This window comes from Spirosoma oryzicola, from assembly GCF_021233055.1.
GTDB lineage: Bacteria > Bacteroidota > Bacteroidia > Cytophagales > Spirosomataceae > Spirosoma > Spirosoma oryzicola.
This window is the reverse complement of the sequence record NZ_CP089538.1, coordinates 1,055,546-1,076,885: the sequence shown is the minus strand read 5'-3', so window position 1 is coordinate 1,076,885 and position 21,340 is coordinate 1,055,546. Positions and strand designations below refer to the sequence as shown.

Here is a 21,340-nt window from a genome sequence, read left to right as displayed (position 1 = left end):
TTTTCGTATAGCACTGTGATGTTATTCGGCTTTCAGACTAGTAACCGGGTTGACCAGAGCGGCTTTGATACTTTGATAACTTACGGTCAGGAACGCAATAACAATAGCCAGAGCACCCGCCACTCCGAAGAGCCACCACGTTAGCTCCGTCTGGTAAGCAAACGTATCGAGCCATTTGCTCAACGCCCACCACGCCAAGGGGGAAGCCAGCACGAGCGCAATCAGAACCAGTTTGAGGAAATCCTGCGACAGTAGCCCAACGATGTTGGTAACGCTGGCTCCCAACACTTTACGAACGCCAATTTCTTTCCGGCGCTGCTCGGCCGTAAATGCGGCCAGACCAAATAAGCCCAGACACGAAATCAAAATAGCCAGTACTCCGAAATAGTTAATTAGCGTATGCACCTGCTGCTCGGCCCGGTACAGCTTTTCGTATTCTTCATCCAGGAAATGAAAATTGAACGGGTAGTTCGGGTTGTATCCTTTGGACAGCTTTTCCAGATCCGCAATCGCCTGCTGGGTTTGCCCAGGCCGGGTCTTTACCAGCAGATAGCTTGTGTTCAGGTAGTTGAAGCAAAGTATAATCGGCTTGATGGTTTCGTGAAGCGACTGCATGTGAAAATCTTTCAGCACCCCAACAATCCGACCTTTTCCCATCCAGAATTGCACTTCTTTACCGACCGGGTCTTTCATATGCATCAACCGGGCCGTTGCTTCATTGATGATATAGTTCGATGAGTCGGCGGGGCTGCTGGCCTGAAAGTCACGTCCGTCGGCCAGTTTGATGTTCATCGTCCGGGCAAAATCACTACCCACAAACATAGCGAATACCTGATTGTCCTGACGCGGATCTTTCCCCGGCCATTGCAAATCGCCCGATGAACCCTGGATGTCGATTGGTAACGACCCAGCCGTAGTGGCTGAGGCAATCGACGGTAACCGGACAACTTCGCGCTGGAACGCTTCGTATTGTTTTGTTTCGGAAAAGCCCTCGATAGGCCAGTACAACACGTTTTCACGGTCGAGACCGAGGTTTTTGGTACGTAGGTAATTCATTTGTTTACTGACTGCCATCATACCGACAATCAGGAAAACAGACAGCGAAAACTGAAAAACAACCAGAGCCCGACGAAACAGCGCAGGCCCCGTGCCTACCTGAAGGCGGCCTTTCAAAATTTTAATAGGCTGTAACGAGGACAGAAACAGCGCCGGATAACTTCCCGACAGCACGCCCGTAATGATCGTTAATCCCAGCACAATGAGCCAGAGTACTGGATCGGTCAGATCGAGGGTTAATGTAGTACCGGACACCGTATTGAATGACGGTAACGCAAGCCATACAAAGCCCAGCGACAACGTAGCCGCCAGCAGACTTGTCAGCACGGATTCGCTTAGAAACTGCCCCGCCAATGACGAACGTAAGGCCCCAACTACTTTGCGAACGCCTACTTCTTTAGCGCGGGTTGCCGAGCGGGCCGTGGCCAGATTCATGAAGTTAACGCAGGCAATCAGCAGGATAAACAAAGCCACCAACGCAAAAACGCGAACGTATTCGATACGTCCACCCACGCTCTTTCCATTTTTGTAATCCGAATACAGATGTAGATCGGTAAGCGGCTGAAGCGTCGGTCGCCCAGTCGCGAAATTTTTACCCGCGTGGCGCGGATAAATGGTACTCATGGCGGCTTCGGCCTGCGCCACGGTGGTGTGTGGTTTTAGCCGAACATACGTTCTGAAAGAGTTATTTCCCCAGGTTTTCATCCAGTCCTGCGCCTGAACGTTCCAGTTGACAAGCCAGCCAAATTGCAGATTGGAGTTATGCGGAACATCCTCAATCACAGCTCCTACTACGTAGTATTTATCGTTATTCAGCTGAAGTTTTTGTCCTAAAGCCTCCCCATTCGGGAAGAACTTCTCGGCGACTGTTCGGGTGAGGATGATTTGATTGGGCTGTTTCAGAGCCGCTTTAGGATTACCGGCAACGACGGGCAAATTGAACACGCCGAAGAAATCATCGGTAGCAAAATGGCCGCGTTCTTTGGCTGTCTTATCACCGACTTTGATCAGGTATTCCGGGCCGTAATCCGTTTTAACAGTGGCCGCTACTTCGGGAACGTCTTTGGCGATGGCTTCCTGCAACGGGCCGGGCGTCACAAAATTGGTGGCAATGTCAGCCGCAGGATCATTTGGATTCGTGAAGTTGACTCGTACAAAGCAAATACGCTCCGCGTCGGGCAAAAACAGGTCATAGCTCAACTCGTCCTTTACCCACAGGCCAATCAACAGACTACAGGCCATGCCAAGCGCCAGCCCAAACACGTTGATACCCGAGTAAAGTTTGTGCTTGAGCAGACTTCGAACAGCGATTTTGAAGTAATTGCGGAGCATAAGGGTTCAGGATAAAAGTCGAAACAGAGCCATCAACAGCACTAAAAAGATGCGCGGAATTAGACAGGCCGTTTCTCAGCCGCCTATTTATTTCTAGCAATCGGTTTAAACCCCGTTTCGGGTTATACGTGGAAATTTTCGGTCACCACTTTACCATCGAACAGGTTCACGATCCGGTGCGCAAATCCAGCATCGTAGGGTGAGTGCGTTACCATGATGATCGTGGTGCCTTCGTCGTTCAGTTCGCCCAGTAGTTTCATCACCTCTTCTCCATTTTTCGAGTCGAGGTTACCCGTCGGTTCATCGGCCAGGATCAGCTTTGGTTTGGCGACAACCGCCCGCGCAATGGCTGTCCGTTGCTGCTGACCACCCGAGAGTTGCTGCGGAAAGTGATTCCGCCGGTGCATGATACTCATCCGTTCCAGAGCCTCTTCAACCCGCGCTTTACGCTCGTCGGGGGGCGTTTTCAGGTACAACAGCGGTAGCTCAACGTTTTCATAAACCGTCAATTCGTCGATCAGGTTGAAGCTTTGAAACACAAACCCGATGGACCCTTTACGCAGTTGTGCCCGCTGGCGCTCCGTCATTCGGGCAACGGGTGTTCCGTAGAAATTGTATTCACCTTCGCTTGGGTTGTCCAGCAAACCAAGGATATTCAGCAAGGTGGACTTGCCACAACCGGACGGGCCCATGATGGCAACAAATTCGCCATCGCGCACTTCCATGTTGATGCCGTTCAGGGCGGTGGTTTCTACTTCTTCGGTGGCGAAGAGTTTTTGAAGGTTGACTGTCTGGATCATATTTTTTTCTTGGCAGGATTTACAGGATCATGTTTTATTCGACAGGATTTACAGGATTGACATGATTAAATAGACAATTGAAATCATGGCAATCCTATGAGCAGCCCTACGATTCGTGTTTTTTGACAGGATAAAGCAGACAATTGAAATCATTCAATCCGCCCGGCGGCCCGGCTGTAAATCCTGTCAAAAAAAGATTAAAATTCAAGTACTTCGTTGTCACCAAAATTCTCGTAGGAACTCGTAATAACCTGATCACCGGGTTGTAGGCCGTCCAGCACTTCGTAATACTCAGGATTCTTGCGACCTAATGTGATTTGTCTCTTCACGGCCCGCTTACCCGACTTATCCAGCACATACACCCAGTTACCGCCCGTGTCGGAGAAGAAGCCACCAACCGGCAGCAGCGTTGCTTTAGCGGCTTTACCCAGTTCCAATTGAATAGGTGACGACTGCCCCCGCTTGATGCCTTCGGGCGCACCTTTTGGAAAATTCATATCGACTTCAAACCGGCCGCTTTTCACTTCGGGATACACGCGGCTGATCTCCAGCTCGTGCGTTTTACCGTTGAATTCAAATGAACCTTTCAAGCCCGAAAATACGCGGCTAATGTAATGTTCATCAACGCCCACGCGCATTTTAAACCCGTTCAAATCATCGATCTGGCCAATGTTCTGTCCCCGGTTGATGTTCGAGCCCACTTCTACATCGATGCTCGACAGCTGTCCCGAAACCGGTGCTTTCACAACTAGATTGTCCAGAGTCTGCTGCCAGAGCGCAACGTTGCGCTGCGTGCGTTGCAGTGTCTCTTCGAGTTGCTTGATCTGTATCTTAGCATTCTGCTCCTGGTACTTCTGCGTTTCGACTTCAATCGTACGTTGGCCCGCCATCCGCTCGTAGGCACGCTTGGCTTTCAGGTAGTCTTCTTCCGACACGACTTTATCTTTGTATAGCTTAGCCTGACGGTCGTAGGTATCTTTTAACTGATCGATTTGGGCATCGAGATCGGCCAGTGTTTTACGGAGCGTAAACCGCTCGACCTGTAAGCGCTGGCGGGTAGTTTGTAAGTCGTTGACAAGTCGGTTGGCTTCGGTCTCGGATTGCAGGAAGCTTAGTTTTAAGCTTTGGTTCTCCAATTTCAGCAGCACCTCGCCTTTTTTAACCATGTTCCCCCCTTCGACCAATTTCTGCGTTACATAACCGCCTTCGATAGCGTCCAGCCGAATGGTTTTTAGCGGCTGCACCACGCCCGTAACGGCAATAAAATCTTCGAAAGGTCCGGTGGCTACGTTCGATACGGTTATTTTATCTTTTTCGACGTTCAGCTTCGACCGGCGGTCGGCGAACAAAAATGTGTATGCTAATAAACTCACGACCAGCGTACCCCCTGCGAAAATGGCGATACGTTGGTTTGTCCAGAAACGTTTAGGTAAGACGCGATCCATGTTTAATAAGCGAACGAGGGAATAAAAGAGCAGTGGCCCAAGCTCGTCCGCCTATTTCACTTCGCCAATAGTCATGCCAATTAACAATACCCACTGATTAACAGACTATTGCGCACATGTGAAGCAAATATCATGTCCGCTTTCGGACAGATAGCTGTCCGGTTTCACAATTGCCCTCTCTACCGCCTGACATCGGCCAGTACGTAGGGCTTTAGTGTTGTTGACCGCGTGTTGTAATTCAGAAAGTCGTACGTCAGCTGACTGATATGAAAGTACGGAAAGATGGCGACCCGACGAACCTGAAACCCGTGCGCTTCGAGCGAATCCGCGTAGGTGTTGGTCGTAAAAACCTGTACGGGCTGCCGACGGCTCATTTGCTCCAGTACGGCAATCGAGTTTTCGTGAATGTACTGCGTTGGAGTCTGTACGTAGAATTCGTACGACCATGAGCTTTCGCCAAACGTTTCCGAACCGTAGAGCACAGTTGGCCGCTTCTTAAGCTGCGGTTGTTCGTTCACAAAACGGGCTGCGGCCAAACCCGCCTGGTACTGCATAAACGTCGGATACAGAAACAGATTCAAAATACCCGCCAGCAACAGCATCGCCCCGACCATGCGCCCCATCAACGAGAGCATCGTATTTTTCCGAAAAAAGGCAAACGTCGAAAAACCAATGAGCATTGTCCAGCTCAGGGCCAGACCCAGATGCGCAGGTTGCACAACGACTAATACCGCAACGATCAGCACAGCCAATAGCACCCCGATAACCGTCTGCGCATTGGTCCAGCGACGGAGATTCACGGGGCTCAGATCGACCAGAAACTGAGCGGTCATGATGGCATAAAACGGAAAAACGATGTTCAAATAGTGCGGCAATTGAAAGCCAGATAGCGAAAATAAGAGAAAGGTAGCGAGTCCTGACCCCAGCGAGACATACTCAGAACTAGTTCCAGTTGACCCGGTCTGGAGGGATCCGGTCTGGATTGACCCGGTCTGGAGGGACTGAGTTGGCCAAGGATTCTGTCGTTTGACCAGGGCTGTGATTGTTTTTCCGACGCCCAGGTACAGCGGCAACGACCAGGGCAAAAACGCCCAAAGCAGGGTGTGGACAAAGAAAAATTTGTCACCTGCCCCTTTGATGGGCCCCGTGTTGAAGAAACGGCCAAACTGACTGTCCCAAAAGAAAAACCGGATACCCGAAACGTTGGTATTGCCGAATACCACTTTCTCCGGATGCAGATCGAACTGCTGATACAAACAGTAAATTTCGGGAAGCGTAAACACAAACGACAGGACCACGGCCAGATACCAGCGCGGCTTCAGGAACTCACGCCAGTTGCCCGTCAGCAGCCAGTGAATTACCAATCCCCCACCTATCGGCACGAGTACAAACAGTCCTTTTGTCATCAGCGCACAACCCGTCAGAAACGAACCTAAGACGAGATGCAGCCAACTTCGAGACGTGCCAAGAAATACGCGGTAAAAATGGTAAACCGGACCAATGATTAGCAGAATCAGGTACGGTTCAGCCCGCACGTCGCTGTTCGAAAGCACACCGTGAAAGGCCGTCAGCAACACCAGAACGGCAACCTGAGCTGTCAGTTTGGCGTATGAGAGTCGAACGAATTTGTAGGTATACAAAACGCTACCCAGAAAAAACAGCAGCGCCGGAAATTTATAGGCAAACGTGTTGATGCCGAAAACGAGGTAGCTCAGCGCCGACACCCAGAACGGAAAGTGGGGCTTATCGAGCCAATCGTGACCAACGGCGTAGAGATCAACAAAATCACCCGTCTGGGCCATCGTCTTGGCGATGCAGGCGTACAAAGCCCCGTCGGGTTCGAGAATTGGCGGGAACAATCCCGTTGCGTTCAGGAAGACGCCAGCCGCTACCAGCGCGTAAAACCAGCGGTCGTTGAGTGGTTGAGGATTATCTGTCATCAGTTGGCATTAACTAATCGTTGGACGATTAATTGCCAGTAAATGACCATAAATCACGACCAATAACCGCTCAACGACTTTAGGGGCGAAAGTACGTAAGAAATGCTTAATTTAGTGGAAAATGGTGCCTGCGTGCAACAAATCGGCTGACTCTTTATCTTTGGTATATGCAAGATGCTAAACTCCTCCTCGTCGACGATGATCCCGACGTGCTGCTAGCGGCCCGGCTGCTCCTAAAAAGGCATGTTAGTGCGGTAGACATCGAAAAGAATCCCGAAAAATTGCCTTTTCTACTGAATAACAACCGGTACGATGCGATTGTACTGGACATGAATTTTCAGCGCGATGTAAGCAGTGGTCGCGAGGGATTTGCCTGGCTCGACCGAATTCTGGACATCGACCCAAAAGCCAGAGTCATCTTGTTTACCGCGTACGGCGACGTCGAAATGGCCGTACGAGCCATCAAAGCAGGAGCCGTCGATTTTGTGCTGAAACCTTGGCAGAACGATAAATTTCTGGATACGATCCGGGGAGCTGTTGAAGGCCGGAAGCCGGATAAAGAAGAATCCGAAAAAGGATCGAAGGAAAAACCCGCCGGAAAAACGAACGGCAAACACGCAACCATCATCGGTTCGGCAATGCGTCCTGTTCTGGAAACAGTCGAGCAGGTAGCCCCGACCGACGCTAACGTGCTGATTTTAGGTGAAAATGGTACGGGCAAAGATTTAGTAGCCCGCGCCATTCACGACCAGTCGGACCGACGCGACAAACCATTTGTCAGCGTTGACGTGGGCGCATTGACGGAAAGCTTGTTTGAAAGCGAACTGTTCGGCCATGTGAAGGGCGCGTTCACCGACGCCCGTGACGACCGAGCGGGTCGGTTCGAAGAAGCCAACGGCGGCACCATTTTCCTGGACGAAATAGGTAACCTTACGCCAGCCCAGCAAGCCCGCTTGCTAACGGTGCTTCAACAGCGGCAGGTTACCCGTGTCGGTTCAAACAAAGCCCGCGCAATTGATGTTCGGCTCGTTTGTGCGACTAACTCGGATCTGAACCAGCGGGTAGCTGAGCGGCAATTCCGACAGGATTTGCTGTACCGGATCAACACCATTGAGCTTCATCTACCTCCCCTGCGCGAACGTCCGTCCGATATTGGTACACTAGCCGACTATTTCCTAAAAAAGTACGCCAAGCAGTACAACCGTTCGGTTTCGGGATTAAGCCCGGCTTTGCTGGCTGAAATGAAACAGTACCGCTGGCCGGGAAACGTCCGAGAGTTGCAACATGCCGTCGAGCGAGCCGTCATTCTGGCCCGTCCGGAACTAACACAGGGAACGCTGCTGGAGCCCGATAATTTCGTATTCAGAAAAGATTCATCGGCAACAGCCTCGCCGGTCAACGAAACGCTGCAACTGGAAGACATGGAACGCCAACTCATCCAGCAGGCCATGCAAAAACACCGGGGTAGCATTACCGACGTGGCCCGCGAACTGGGCGTATCGCGTCAGGCGCTGTACAGACGGCTCGAAAAATTCGGTTTATAAATCTTCTTTTCTGAGGTAATGGAGGCAGGAGCAACTGTTACCTCAGAAATACGCCTTTTGGCTGTTCTAGGGCAATAAATGTTTGGATTCTACGGCCTTGTCTGCGCTGGTACTGGCTTACTCGCTAACGACACCTCCCGCAACACCAAGCTCCTGCGCAATAGCTTCCTGTGCCTGCCGAACAATATCATCTGGCGTCAGTCCGGCAGGTTCGATACCCGGCAGAACGTACCACGACATTTTTGAAAACGAGGTCAGCGGGAAGATTCCTTTGGGGTTGAAATGTCCTGTTCCCCGAACCGCAATGGGAACAACAAGCGCTGATGGAGCCCGCTTGAGCAGCATAGCCAGTCCGCCCGCCACGAAGGGGCGCATCTGACCGGACGATGACCGCGTTCCTTCGGGGAAAATAACCGCCGAATGCTTGGTTTGCTGGATGTGTTTGCCAAGCCGGGCAATCTCAACAATCGCTTGTTTCGGGTCTTTACGGTCGATCAGGGCGGCTCCGCTTTTTCGCAGGTTGTACGATACGCCCGGAATTCCCCGCGCCAGCTCGATCTTGGAAACAAAGATGGGTGTGTACCGACGTAAGAACCAGATAATCGGCGAAATATCGAACATGCTCTGGTGGTTGGCGACAAAAATAATCGGGCGGTCGGTTGGCAGGTTTTGCGGTTGCTCAAACCGGATGCTGCTTCCGGTCAGGTACCAGCCGTACGAAATAAACGCATTCATCCAGTCAACTACTTTCTTGTGCGCTGGCTTACCGAATCCATGAAATGCCACCACCTGAAGAACGTGAAATACACATAACGTTAATCCAAAGAAAAGCAGGTAGACACAGCTCAGCAGATAATCCAGAATTTTTTTCATACAGTCTTTTTCGGTAGCACAAGCGCCTGTAACGGCATTTTACCCCAAAAATAGCAATCCGTCCGTTTTAGTCTGCCATAAAAAGCAAACCATACCCAATCTATCGTTTGTTTTAAGCGTACCTTGCAATACGATTGATTGGATTGATCATTTTCTTTTATTATTCCTATGATATTATCAGCCTCACGTGTGGACGTAATGCGTTTCGTTGGTGAGAAAATAGATACCGTACTAGGTGATTTTCTTAAACCAATTGAAACAAACTGGCAACCGGCTGACCTGCTGCCTGACACCACACAGGACAATTTTCTGGACGAAGTTAAGTTGCTGCGCGAAAGCGTTCGTGAACTATCCTACGATTACGTAGCCGTACTTGTCGGCGATACAATTACCGAAGAAGCACTGCCCACCTACGAATCCTGGTTGATGGATATGGAAGGTGTCGATCAGAGTGGTCCGCAGAACTGGACGCAGTGGATACGGGGCTGGACCGCCGAAGAAAACCGGCATGGTGATTTGCTGAACAAGTTTCTGTACTTGTCGGGACGGGTCAACATGCGGGCGATGGAAGTATCAACCCAGTACCTCATTGCCGACGGCTTTGATATTGGAACGGGCCGCGATCCGTACCGCAATTTTGTGTACACCTCCTTTCAGGAATTAGCCACCAACCTGTCGCACCGCCGAACGGCTACGCTGGCTAAGAAAGCGGGTTGTACCCAACTGTCTAAAATTTGTGGTGTCATTGCCTCCGACGAGATGCGTCACGCCAAAGCGTACAAAGCGTTCGTGAGTCAGATTTTTGAGGTTGATCCTACGGAGATGATGCTGGCTTTTGAGGATATGATGCGCAAAAAGATTGTGATGCCCGCTCACTTCCTGCGCGAAACCGGCGTTAAAATCGGGCAGACATTTAGCCACTTCTCCGACGCGGCCCAGCGGCTCGGTGTCTACACGACGCACGACTATATTGAGATTCTGGATGATCTGTTGACGGATTGGAAAATCGCATCGATAACGGATCTCGACGATGCCGGTCAACGCGCCCGCGATTATGTGATGGCCTTACCAAACCGGCTACGTCGGATTGCTGATCGAACCAAAGTACCCACTCTTGAATACCCATTCACCTGGATCGCCTAAGCCATGAATCGTTTTGCCTTGGGGGTTGGGTGGCGTATCGCGGTGATGGTCGCCCTGACTATTGCCGTAACCTACTTTTACCTGCAAGGCAGTAACGGCCTGGTGTTCTTGCCCTTGTTTATTGTGCTGGTGGTCATATCGGTAAACCTCTACCGATATGTTACCAGCCTGAACCGCAAGCTAACGCGCTTTCTGGAGTCAGTGCGCTACTCCGATTTCGCCGTTGCCTTCCGGGCCGACAGCAACCTTGGTCCGTCGTTTCACGAACTCAACGACCAGTTCAACGAAGTACTGGATGCGTTCCGGCAGGCACGAGCCGAAAAAGAAGCGAACCTTCATTATGTCAATACCATTGTTCAGCACGTCAGCGTCGGTTTGCTGACGTTTGATTCGGCAGGGCAAGTGGAGTTAGTCAATCAGACCGCCCTGCGCTTGTTAGGCACGTACCGACTGCGCACACTCGGCGATCTTAACGCTACCCATGCCGATCTGGTCAACGTGCTTAAGTCATCCACGGCTTCGTCTACACCCGTTTCGTACCAAACCGGAACCGATGGCGAATTATCCGTTCGGTGCACCGCTGTTCGGCTACGGGGTCGGTTGGTAACGGTAGCGTCACTGCAAAATATCCGTACCGAGCTGCAACAGCGCGAACTGGACGCGTGGCAAAACCTGACCAAGGTTCTCCGGCACGAGATCATGAATTCGATTACGCCCATCGTATCACTGGCGGGCACGATGCGCGATATTGTCGAAACCGATCTGGTACCGATCACCGAATCCGGACTCTCATCCCTCGATACATCGGATCAGTTGTTTTCTTCTTCGGTTACCGATCTTCGGGATGCCCTGACCACCATCGAGCAACGCGGTGCGGGTGTGATGCGGTTTGTGGACGCGTACCGGCACTTCACAACGATTCCGCAACCCAACTTTGCCGACGTTTCGGTAGCTGAGCTGATGCGACACGCCGTACAACTCACCGAAGCGAACAGCCATAAACAATCGGTCAAAATTACGACGACAACAGCGCTGCCCAATCTGGCTATCCGCGCCGACGCCGATCAGATCGAAATGGTTCTGATCAACTTACTGAAGAATGCGGTAGAAAGCCTTGACAAAACGCCCGACCCGGCAATTCATCTGGAAGCCGTAGCGGATGGTCCACGCGTTATCATCAGCGTATCGGACAATGGACCGGGCATCGAACCCGAAGCGCTGGAACAGATTTTCATCCCATTCTATACCACAAAAAAAACAGGCTCCGGCATTGGCCTGAGCCTGTCAAGACAGATCATGCAGCTTCACGGTGGTCAGTTAACCGCTACGTCCACTCCCGGAACGGGCAGCACCTTTAACCTGGTCTTCTAACGTAACGCGGACCTCTGGTCCGCAGAGAGAAGCCGGTTGCTATAGTCACCAACAACACTCATCTTCACCCTGCGGACCAGAGGCCCACGTTACAGTTAATAACCGTCGTTCTGCGGAAAGGTGGTTTTGTTGTTATATACGTCGATTTCCGACTGCGGAATTGGGTATACAACCCGATTGGCGGGCATGGTGATTCCCGTTACCTTGATAGCCTCAACGGCGGTTCCGGTGCGGATCAGATCGAACCAGCGATCATTTTCCAGTGCTAGTTCCAGCCGTCGCTCGTTGATAACCGCCGTCCGAAATGTTTCTTTCGTTGCCAGTTGAGCAGCGGTGTAGGTAGCAACGCCCGCCCGCGTACGGACCCGGTTCAGCGCTTTGAACGCTTCGCCATCGGCCTGATACCCTACTTCGTTCAACGCTTCGGCGTACAGCAGCAGCACATCAGCAAAACGCAATACCGGAAAGTCGTTGCCGACGTCGTTGGTAGCCGATAGCTCATCGTAGAACTTTCTTGGTACAACGTTGATACTACTAGGTACCGGAACCTGAACCGTCAGGGGTAGCCGCTTGTCCGTTGCCGCGTAAGCCGCCCGTAGCGACGATTCGATGTTGTCGCCGATGCTCGTTCCGTACCAGGAGCCGTGCCCTTCGCCTAACAACCCGCCTTTTTTGAATTTCACCGCGAACAGCAATTCAGCGTTGTTTTTATTCGTCACCGAAAACACATCGGCGATATTCGGAAGCAGTTGGTACGTTGTTCCGTTTACCAGATCTCTCAGTACGGGTACAGCCAGATCATATTTTTTCTCGGTAACGTAAACTTTTCCCAACAGCCCTTTGGCCGCGCCCGACGTAGCCCGTCCGACATCGTTACCCGTATAACTGGCTGGCAAACCCGCTGCGGCATCGGTCAAATCTTTTTCAATCGCGGTATAGATTTCGGTTACCTCGTTACGCTTGTACGAACGAGCTTCGGTAGTCGTTCCGGCGGTCAGCACGAGCGGAACACGCCCCCACAACCGCACCAGATTGAAATACGACAACGCCCGAATAAACTGCGCTTCTCCTTTGTAACGGGCTTTCAGCGTAGCATCCATCGATACAGCGTCGATCTTGTCCAGGATCAGATTACACCGGTTTATGCCCGTGTACAGACTCCCCCAGGTATCCCGCAGCACCGTATTCGTTGTTGGTTCAATAAACCGGTCTATGTTGTAGCGCAGACCGGAACCGGACGAAGGGTCGTTATCGAGAACATTATCGCTCCGCGCTTCGCTCAAGGTGTTATAATCGCCACCGTACTGATTGGCACTTTGCAACGCGTCGTACGCACCGTTTACCGCATTGCCGAAATCGTTGGCGGTTTTATAAAAGTTATCGACGTTAGGTTGCGACTGAGGCTTTAAATCCAGAAAATCTTTCTGACAAGCCGACAAGCCGATCAGACAGGCAACAAGTAAGGTTATCTTTTTCATGGCTGTTTCAGAATGAAAGGTTTAAACCGACCGACGTTGTGCGCGGTAACGGATAGGTACCATAATCCTCACCCGACGATAAAGCACTATCGGGACGGCTGTTCACCTCCGGGTTGAAACCGAGGTATTTGGTGAAGGTGAACGGGTTCTGAGCGGTTACGTACACGCGTGCCCGGCTAAGTCCCAGACGCGACAGCAGCGTAGACGGTAGCGTGTAGCCGAGCGTAATGGTACGGATTCGTACGTACGAGCCATCTTCAATATGCCAGGTCGAAATTTCACCGTTCGATCCTGATGCCAGCCGATTGGCCCGGTTAACCAGTCCGTTGCCCGGATTTTCGGCCGACTGCCAGCGGTTCAACGCACCTTTGAACAGATTACCGTTTCCTTCCATATTATAAACGTAGCGACGCAGCAGATTCAGAATTTTGTGGCCCTGAACACCTTGTACAGCAACGCCCAGATCGAATCCACCGTACGCCAGATTGGTGTTGAACCCAAACGTATACTTTGGAAAATAACTACCCGTAACCGCCCGGTCGCTGCTGAAATCGATTTTACCGTCTTTGTTATTGTCGATAAATTTGAAGTCGCCGGGGCGGGTCGTAGACGTATGCGGGTAAGCATCGACCTCTGCCTGATTTTTGAATACACCGTCGTAGATCATGGTGTAGTACTCGCCGATAGGACGACCGATCTGCGTAATGAACTGCGCTCCGGCCACACCACCCGCCACAATGATCGGATCACCCGACGGTCCGAGGGCGACGACTTTGTTTTTGTTGGACGCAATGTTCGCACTGGCATCCCAGCGTAAACGCCCGAATGTCTGGCGCGTTCCCAGCGTAAACTCGATTCCTTTGTTGTTCACCTTACCGATATTCTGCAACTCCGTGCTGAAGCCGGATGCACGCGGAACAGGCACGTTTAGCAGCAGATCGGAGGTGTTGGCGTTGTAGTAATCGACGGTAAGGTTCAGTTTATTGCGGAAGAAACTAACGTCGAAACCAATGTCAAGCATCGCCGTTTTTTCCCACTTCAGCTTGTCGTTGGCCGAGTTGCTCGGTGCCAGACCGCTCACAATCGTTTCAGGTCCCAAAATGTAGTTTTGGTAGCTCAGCAGACTGATTGAACCGTAGTTTGGAATCTGAAAATTACCGGTCAGACCGTAGCTGGCGCGTACTTTCAGATCACTCATCCAGGTAGCTGATTTGAGGAACGGCTCCTGCGAAATATTCCAGCCAGCCGATACCGAGGGGAAATAACCCCACCGGTTATCACGACCAAACCGCGACGACCCATCCGCCCGAACGGCGCCCGACAGCAGGTATTTACCGTTGTAATCGTACTGAACCCGACCTAAATACGACAGCAACGACCACTCCTGAATATCCGAGCTACCCGACGAAACTTGCCCAGCGTTGAGCGTCGTTACCAGATCATTCGGGAAGTTGGTAGCTGTAAGTTCATTCGCAACCCGACGATCTTTCTGCGACGTAAAACCGACCAGCGCCGATACGTTATGCGCGCCGAATGCATGGTTGTAGTTAACCGTGTTTTCAACCAGCCAGTCCACAAAATTCTGCGCCCGTGAAAAACCCGTCGGTACCGATGCTCCCTTCCGGTCGCGCACTTCGAGGATCGAGGGTCGGTAATAATCGCGCTGGAAACTGTTGATGTCGGTACCCAGACTAAGCCGGTACGACAAATCTTTGGTGAAGTTATACTGCGCGTACACGTTACCCAGCAACCGAATCTGGCTCATTTTGTCCCGTACTTCATTGGTAATAGCCACCGGGTTCAGGATGGACGTAGCCCCGTAGCCCCAGGCGTTGCCACCCCAGTTATACGATCCGTCGGTATTGTAAACCGGAAAGATCGGCGGCATTTGCAAGGCCAATCCAATGATTCCTTCGCCCAGATAAGGCCCTTCGGCTTTGACCAGATCGTGGTACCCGTAAGTTGGGTTCAGGTTGATACCAGCCGTTAACCGACCGCTTTTCACTTCGACGTTAGCCCGCGCGCTATAGCGTTTGTAGCCAGAATTGATTACGACGCCCCGCTGGTTCAGGTAGTTGCCCGATACGTAAAAACGAACGTTATCTTTTCCGCCCGAGATAGACAGTGTATGATTCTGAATGGCCGCCGACCGGAAAATTGCATCCTGCCAATCGGTATTTGTCAAACCGGACTGACCCGACAGGTACGGCACAATTTCGGGCTGGATAAGCGTACTTGGCGCACCAACCCCCCGACTGCGAACGTCATTGGCATCGGTCGCTTTACCGTTCGGGTTGCGGTCCAGATACGCGTTATTTTTAGCTTCGTAGCTAAGCTGGGCATATTCATAGGCGTTGACCATATCGATCTTCTTCGACACCTGCTGAACACCCGCGTAGCCATCGTAGCTAACGACTGTTTTTCCTTCTTTTCCGCGCTTGGTCGTCAGCAAGACCACCCCGTTCGAGCCGCGTGAACCGTAAATGGCAGCCGCCGACGCATCTTTCAACACTTCAATCGACTCGATATCGTCGGTATTGATCGTACTGAGTACGTTGATCGGATTGTCGGGAAACTGTGTGTTGGTGCTCCCGGTCGCGTATTTGGTGTCGCGCGAAAGCGGAATACCGTCGATGACGTAGAGTGGATCGTTACCCGCACTGATTGAGCCGGTACCGCGCACCCGAACCGACAAAGCCGCCCCCGGAGCCCCCGACGTTTGCGTTACCTGCACCCCGGCAATCTTAGCCGCCAGTGCCTGATCGAAGCTGGCCACAGGCTGATTGGCCAGATCCTTCGACCGCACTGATCCGATCGAGGTGGTAATATCCCGGCGATTCTGCACGCCATACCCGACCACAACGACTTCACCCAGCGCATTATCTGAGTTCGTCAGCTTAACGTTGACAACACTTTGATTACCAACCGTAACTTCCGTGGGCTGGTAGCCAATAAACGAAAAAACAAGTATCCGTCCGTTAGCAGGCAGCGAAATCTGATACTGTCCCTTGGCGTCGCTGGTCGCACCGACGTTCGTTCCTTTAACCTGGACTGTTGTTCCAGCCAGTGCTTCACCCGTACCCGCGTCGGTAACGGTTCCGGTAATACTTGTCTGCGCGTAGCCGACCGAGGAGATCAGCAGCAAGAGGGTGAACAACCACCAGTGCCGAAGCTTTTTTCGGGCATGGTTAAGTAGATAAACAGACATACAATCGGGGTTTATTGGTAAAAGAATAGATCCACGATCTGTGCAAACGAGTCATTATCTCGACAAAGACACGTTTACCAGGTCTGGCGCTACACAATGATACCGACATCCTGTTATTTTCCGATTATCTTCTTATCCTTAAATTATACATCCAATATTTTATCCTATATTATCTTCCTTTAGCCACTGTTTAATTTGCCTAGTATAGTCTATACATTTAAGAGACATAAGGCTAAAGTGGTATAAATCTAGCAGATAGCTAGATATGTTCGCTCATCAATGGCTACCTGAACTCGGCTGTAGATCAATTCCGTTAAGATCAAAGCGACGGATGCGCCGAAAGAAACGGATCGTAAGCAAAACAGCGGCTATGCTCAACCCCATCAGTAGACCGATCCACACGCCAATGGCATCCATGCGAAACGAAAAAGCAAGCACATAGCTCAACGGCAGCGCGACGACCCAGTACGAAAACAACGTAATGATGGTGGGTACATTGACATCGGATAAGCCCCGCAGACATCCCAACGCTACAACCTGAACCCCATCGGAAAGCTGAAAGAATCCACCCACAATGACCAAGGAAGCAGCGATGCGCATAACAGCAGGATTATCGCGGATGTAAAGTGATACCAACCATTCGTTGGCTGTCAGGTATAAGACAGCGGCCAGGCTCATAAAGCTTACCGACAGCATAAAAGCCGCTATACCCGCCCGAAACACACCCTCGCGATTACCCGAGCCAACAGCGGCCCCCACCCGGATAGCCGCAGCCGACGAAATACCGGTTGCCATCATATACGTCACCGACACCATGTTTATAGCAATCTGGTGAGCGGCCAGTCGATCCTCACCCAGCCAGCCAACAATCACAACAGCCAATGAAAACGTGGCGACCTCGAAAAAGAACGTTAATCCACCGGGAACACCGAGCTTCAGAATCGTATTAACTTCCTCATTGATAGGTAGCTTTCGAAACGCTTGTTGCAGATACGGTTTAAATCGTGCTGATCGGTACACATAAGCCAACATGGCCACCGCCATAAACAGCCGGGAAAGCAACGTAGCCGTTGCCGACCCCATTAATCCTAATTCGGGAAATGGCCCGACTCCCTTGATCAGTACATAATTGAAAAAGGCATTCAGCGCCAGCGCCGACATGGTGATTGCCATGGCGATCCGTGGGTAGCGTAGGCCATCCGCCAATTGTCGAGTGGCGACAAAAACCAGCAAGGGCAACAGCGATACACTGACGATCAGCATAAAATCGCGGGCGAGCTTGGTTATTTCCGCAGTCTGTCCAAACAAGCTAAAATTAAACGCCAGCAATACCGACAAACCGCCGAATACTACGCTGAAAAGCAGCGATACGCGTAATCCACCCCGAAACAACCGATTAATGGCGGCTGCGTCCTGCTGGCTGTGCGCTTTTGACACCAACGCAGCGACAACACTTAGTCCGCCCACACCAATGCTCGACATCAGGAAAGACAGCGAATTGGCCAAACCAGCGGCTCCCAGCGGAACGGCTCCTAACAATCGCCCGACAAACAGGTTATCTGTAACACCCATCAACACAACGCCCAGCTGAGCAATGATAATAGGCACGCTCAATCGGAATGTATCGGTAAGCTCAGGTCGGTAGGTGCGAATTAATGACATGGTAAACAGCCTTAGGCCGGAATTTGACTATGGCCGGCAAAGATAGGGCTTTCCGCCCATCCTGTTCGGTTGCTAAAGGCTCTGTTGTTAAATAAGTAACGATATTGACTATTCTGCTTATACGAGTGCGGTTACTTGCAGATCAGTCAATGAACGCATCTATCACCGACTAGGTGCTGGCTGTCCCTTGCCCCTTGCGGCATTCTTTGTACTTTTGTTTTCTTTTCATAAATCAGTCAATGCCCTTGAAAGAATACGGCAGCAGTATCCAAAAACTGGTTGACAACATGGTCAACATCGAAGACCGGGAAAAGCGCACCCGCTACGCGCATATTCTGGTTGAGTTGATGCGTCAAATTCACCCCAACATGAAAGATGGGCAGGACTACTACAACAAATTGTGGGATGACCTGTACATCATATCGAACTTTACGCTGGATGTAGATAGTCCATATCCACCACCGTCGGAAGAAGCACTGGGCAAGAAACCGCAGCCCGTTCCTTATAATACGCACCATCTGAAATTTAAACACTTCGGCCGAAACGTTGATTTACTGATAGCGAAAGCAATTTCGGTAGAAGACCCTGAAGAAAAGCGCGCGTTCGTATCATACCTGATGCGGCTCATGCGGACTTTTTATCAGGCCTGGAACAAGGAGGCCGTCGAAGACGAAACGATCTACCAAAGTCTGATCGAACTGTCAAACGGGAAGTTGAGCGACGATATCAAACTGATTCGGGAACAGGGTCTGGTAGACGCGACTCCGCGCGAACGCACCGGTGACCAAAATCAACCACAACGCGTCGGTGGAAATTACGGCGGCAATCAGGCCCGGAACAACCGGAACGATAACGCCCAGGGCCGGTCTAATAACCGGAACGACAACAACCAGCGCAATTTCCGCAACGACGGACCGGGCAATCGGAACAACCGGGGCGACAACCCACAAGGGCGTCCCAACAACCGCAACGAGGGCGGTAATCAGCGCAACTTCCGCAACGACGGGCCAAACCAGGGAGGCCGACCAAACAATAATCGCAATAACGACCGCCGGAGACGGTAGTATCGACAGTAACGGGCGGTGAATGATGAATGTCCTTTTCCGAAAGCATTGATCATTCATCGTTTGTTATTTCATCATTCATTATACTAGCAATGGCTTCATTTCAAATTACGGGTGGGCGCAAGCTCAAAGGTGAACTGATTCCTCAGGGGGCAAAAAACGAAGCCCTCCAAATCCTGTGCGCTGTTCTGTTAACCAAAGAACCCGTCACGATTCATAACATTCCAACAATCCGGGATGTCAATCAACTCATCGATCTGCTGGGCGACCTCGGCGTTTGGGTAACCAAAATCGGCGAAAATTCGTACCGCTTCGTTGCATCGGATGTTAACCTCGATTATCTCGAAAGCGACACGTACAAGCGCAAGGCCGCAGCTCTCCGGGGTTCGGTCATGTTGCTCGGTCCCATGCTCGCCCGTTTCAAAAAAGGCCGGATTCCGCGGCCCGGTGGCGATAAGATCGGGCGTCGTCGGTTGGATACGCACTTCCTGGGCTTCGAAAAACTAGGAGCTCAGTTCAACTACGATGCTAACGATGGCGGCTATTATCAGGTGGATGCCAGCAATCTGCGGGGTACATACATGCTGCTCGACGAAGCTTCGGTAACAGGTACGGCCAACGTTCTGATGGCCGCTGTTATGGCCGAAGGCACAACGACTATCTACAATGCAGCCTGCGAACCCTATCTTCAGCAGTTGAGCAAAATGCTTAATTCGATGGGGGCCAAAATTTCGGGCGTCGGTTCTAACCTGCTCACCATCGAAGGCGTATCGGAACTCCACGGGACCGAGCACACCATGCTTCCCGATATGATCGAGATTGGCTCGTTCATTGGCCTGGCGGCTATGACCCAATCAGAAATCACCATCAAGAACTGCCGGATTCCCGAGCTGGGTATCATCCCCGACCAGTTCCGTCGGTTAGGCATTCAGATCGAGTACCGGGGCGACGATATCTTCATTCCGGCGCAGGACCGTTATCAAATCGAATCCTTCCTTGATGGCGGCATGATGACCGTTGCCGATTCGCCCTGGCCTGGTTTTACCCCCGATCTGCTGAGCATTGTACTCGTTACGGCGGTTCAGGCCCAGGGAACGCTACTCATTCACCAGAAGATGTTTGAAAGCCGGTTGTTCTTCGTGGACAAGCTCATCGACATGGGCGCGCAGATCATCCTCTGCGATCCGCACCGGGCAACCGTTGTTGGGCTGAACCGTCAGATTCCCCTAAAAGGTATTCGCATGTCGTCTCCCGATATTCGGGCGGGCGTTGCTTTACTGATCGCGGCTTTATCGGCGCAGGGCACCAGTATCATTGACAACATCGAGCAGATTGATCGGGGTTACCAACACATCGATACCCGTCTGAACGCTATCGGCGCTGAGATTATCCGGTTGTAATCACAGTCTTCCTGCAACAGCAATAAAAAAGAGGCTCTTAGTAGTCTCTTTTTTATTGTCAGGTCGTTACATCACAAACAATTAATCAATCGAAGGGTTATTGACTTTGAATTCATTAACTATCAAAGCAAAATTGTCATGATTGATAACAAAGAAATCGTTGATGACCTCAACGATCTGGTCAAAATCAACAATGACCGCATTCACGGCTACGAAGAATCTATCAAAGACAGCGAAGATGCTCAACTGAACGATCTGTTCCGCCACATGATCATCCAGAGCGAACAATTCCGCAGCCAATTAGCTGAGCACATCGTTCGGATCGATGGTACGGCTGTTGCTGACGCAGGTTCGACAGATCTGTCGAGCAAATTGCACCGGGCATGGATCGACATTAAATCGGCTGTTACGGGCAAAAACCGGGATACCATCCTGAGTTCCGTAGAATTCGGTGAGAACGCAGCGGTGGAAGCCTATCAGGATGCTATTGAGAAGGACAACATCCCCGCATACATCAAAGAAGATCTACAGAAGCAGTTGAGCGAGCTAAAAGGCGCTCACGAAAAGATCAAAGCTTTGCATCAGGCAGCATAAGATTATACATGCTTAAACAAAAAATGGAATGTCGTTCGACATTCCATTTTTTGTTGCTCGTTTATCAGCGATACAATCACGACTGAGCGACTCGGGCAGATAAACCATCAAGAACTTCGGCTAGTTGCAGCAATTGCCCAACCAAACCCACCTCCGACGATTCGCTGGCCGCTTGCTTGGTCAGTTTGCTAAGCGTGTGCAACGATCCGGCAATTTTAGCCGCTTTTCCTTCGGCGAGTGCCTGCTTCAGCGCGAACAGCTCATCAGCGACGTTTTCGAGCGTTAGATTACCTTCTCCCAGGGCATCACTCCATTGACTAATTAACTCATCGACCGGACTTATATGCTCGGCTCCCTGCTGTAACCGCTGTAGCGTTGAAACCAGCAATTGCTGGGTATCCTGATTGGTTGGTATAGCCATGATCGTTTA

The 21,340-nt window shown here is 51.3% G+C and carries 15 protein-coding genes; 6 read left to right on the top strand and 9 right to left on the bottom strand.

The features are described 5' to 3' along the window. Positions 1-21: 21 nt before the first annotated feature. The 4 genes from LQ777_RS04410 to LQ777_RS04395 all read right to left on the bottom strand — a co-directional run bounded on the left by LQ777_RS04410 (position 22) and on the right by LQ777_RS04395 (position 6,573). Positions 22-2,388, bottom strand: coding sequence for an ABC transporter permease (locus tag LQ777_RS04410; protein ID WP_232561310.1), 2,367 nt, complete (start codon positions 2,386-2,388; stop codon positions 22-24). Positions 2,389-2,510: 122 nt separating this feature from the next. Next, positions 2,511-3,188, bottom strand: a complete 678-nt coding sequence (locus tag LQ777_RS04405) for an ABC transporter ATP-binding protein (protein WP_232561309.1) — start codon at positions 3,186-3,188, stop codon at positions 2,511-2,513. Positions 3,189-3,385: 197 nt separating this feature from the next. Then, entirely contained in the window at positions 3,386-4,633 is a 1,248-nt protein-coding gene (locus tag LQ777_RS04400) for an efflux RND transporter periplasmic adaptor subunit (protein ID WP_232561308.1), read from the bottom strand. Positions 4,634-4,812: 179 nt separating this feature from the next. After that, entirely contained in the window at positions 4,813-6,573 is a 1,761-nt protein-coding gene (locus LQ777_RS04395) for an ArnT family glycosyltransferase (protein ID WP_232561307.1), read from the bottom strand. Positions 6,574-6,740: 167 nt separating this feature from the next. Here LQ777_RS04395 and LQ777_RS04390 point away from each other — a divergent pair, with 167 nt between their 5' ends. After that, entirely contained in the window at positions 6,741-8,117 is a 1,377-nt protein-coding gene (locus tag LQ777_RS04390; RefSeq protein WP_232561306.1) for a sigma-54-dependent transcriptional regulator, read from the top strand. 117 nt (positions 8,118-8,234) lie between these two features. On the opposite strand, the gene LQ777_RS04385 is transcribed toward LQ777_RS04390, so the two are convergent. Beyond that, a complete protein-coding gene (locus LQ777_RS04385; RefSeq protein ID WP_232561305.1) occupies positions 8,235-8,990 on the bottom strand; it encodes a lysophospholipid acyltransferase family protein in 756 nt (251 codons plus the stop codon). Positions 8,991-9,158: 168 nt separating this feature from the next. Between LQ777_RS04385 and LQ777_RS04380 the strand changes: the two genes are divergently transcribed. Next, positions 9,159-10,133: an acyl-ACP desaturase gene (locus tag LQ777_RS04380; protein ID WP_232561304.1), complete on the top strand. Its 975-nt coding sequence runs from the start codon at positions 9,159-9,161 to the stop codon at positions 10,131-10,133. 3 nt (positions 10,134-10,136) lie between these two features. Beyond that, positions 10,137-11,504, top strand: a complete 1,368-nt coding sequence (locus LQ777_RS04375) for a sensor histidine kinase (RefSeq protein ID WP_232561303.1) — start codon at positions 10,137-10,139, stop codon at positions 11,502-11,504. Positions 11,505-11,599: 95 nt separating this feature from the next. Here LQ777_RS04375 and LQ777_RS04370 read toward each other — a convergent pair whose 3' ends face one another. The 3 genes from LQ777_RS04370 to LQ777_RS04360 all read right to left on the bottom strand — a co-directional run bounded on the left by LQ777_RS04370 (position 11,600) and on the right by LQ777_RS04360 (position 17,852). Beyond that, on the bottom strand, positions 11,600-12,982 hold the full coding sequence (locus LQ777_RS04370; protein WP_232561302.1) for a RagB/SusD family nutrient uptake outer membrane protein: 1,383 nt from the start codon (positions 12,980-12,982) through the stop codon (positions 11,600-11,602). Positions 12,983-12,989: 7 nt separating this feature from the next. Then, positions 12,990-16,190 (bottom strand): SusC/RagA family TonB-linked outer membrane protein, encoded by a 3,201-nt coding sequence (locus LQ777_RS04365; protein WP_232561301.1) that lies wholly within the window; start codon positions 16,188-16,190, stop codon positions 12,990-12,992. A gap of 276 nt (positions 16,191-16,466) precedes the next feature. Beyond that, the gene (locus tag LQ777_RS04360) at positions 16,467-17,852 is read right to left on the bottom strand and encodes an MATE family efflux transporter (protein ID WP_232561300.1); all 1,386 of its coding nucleotides are present in this window, start codon (positions 17,850-17,852) and stop codon (positions 16,467-16,469) included. A gap of 245 nt (positions 17,853-18,097) precedes the next feature. On the opposite strand from LQ777_RS04360, the gene LQ777_RS04355 reads away from it, so the two are divergent. From LQ777_RS04355 to LQ777_RS04345, 3 genes are all read left to right on the top strand, one after another. Next, a complete protein-coding gene (locus tag LQ777_RS04355) occupies positions 18,098-18,916 on the top strand; it encodes a DUF4290 domain-containing protein (protein ID WP_232562796.1) in 819 nt (272 codons plus the stop codon). 92 nt (positions 18,917-19,008) lie between these two features. Then, positions 19,009-20,316, top strand: a complete 1,308-nt coding sequence (gene murA, locus LQ777_RS04350; protein WP_232561299.1) for a UDP-N-acetylglucosamine 1-carboxyvinyltransferase — start codon at positions 19,009-19,011, stop codon at positions 20,314-20,316. A 138-nt stretch (positions 20,317-20,454) separates the two neighbouring features. Then, positions 20,455-20,910: a ferritin-like domain-containing protein gene (locus tag LQ777_RS04345; RefSeq protein ID WP_232561298.1), complete on the top strand. Its 456-nt coding sequence runs from the start codon at positions 20,455-20,457 to the stop codon at positions 20,908-20,910. 76 nt (positions 20,911-20,986) lie between these two features. Here LQ777_RS04345 and LQ777_RS04340 read toward each other — a convergent pair whose 3' ends face one another. Continuing rightward, entirely contained in the window at positions 20,987-21,331 is a 345-nt protein-coding gene (locus LQ777_RS04340) for a hypothetical protein (RefSeq protein WP_232561297.1), read from the bottom strand. Positions 21,332-21,340: the final 9 nt, after the last annotated feature.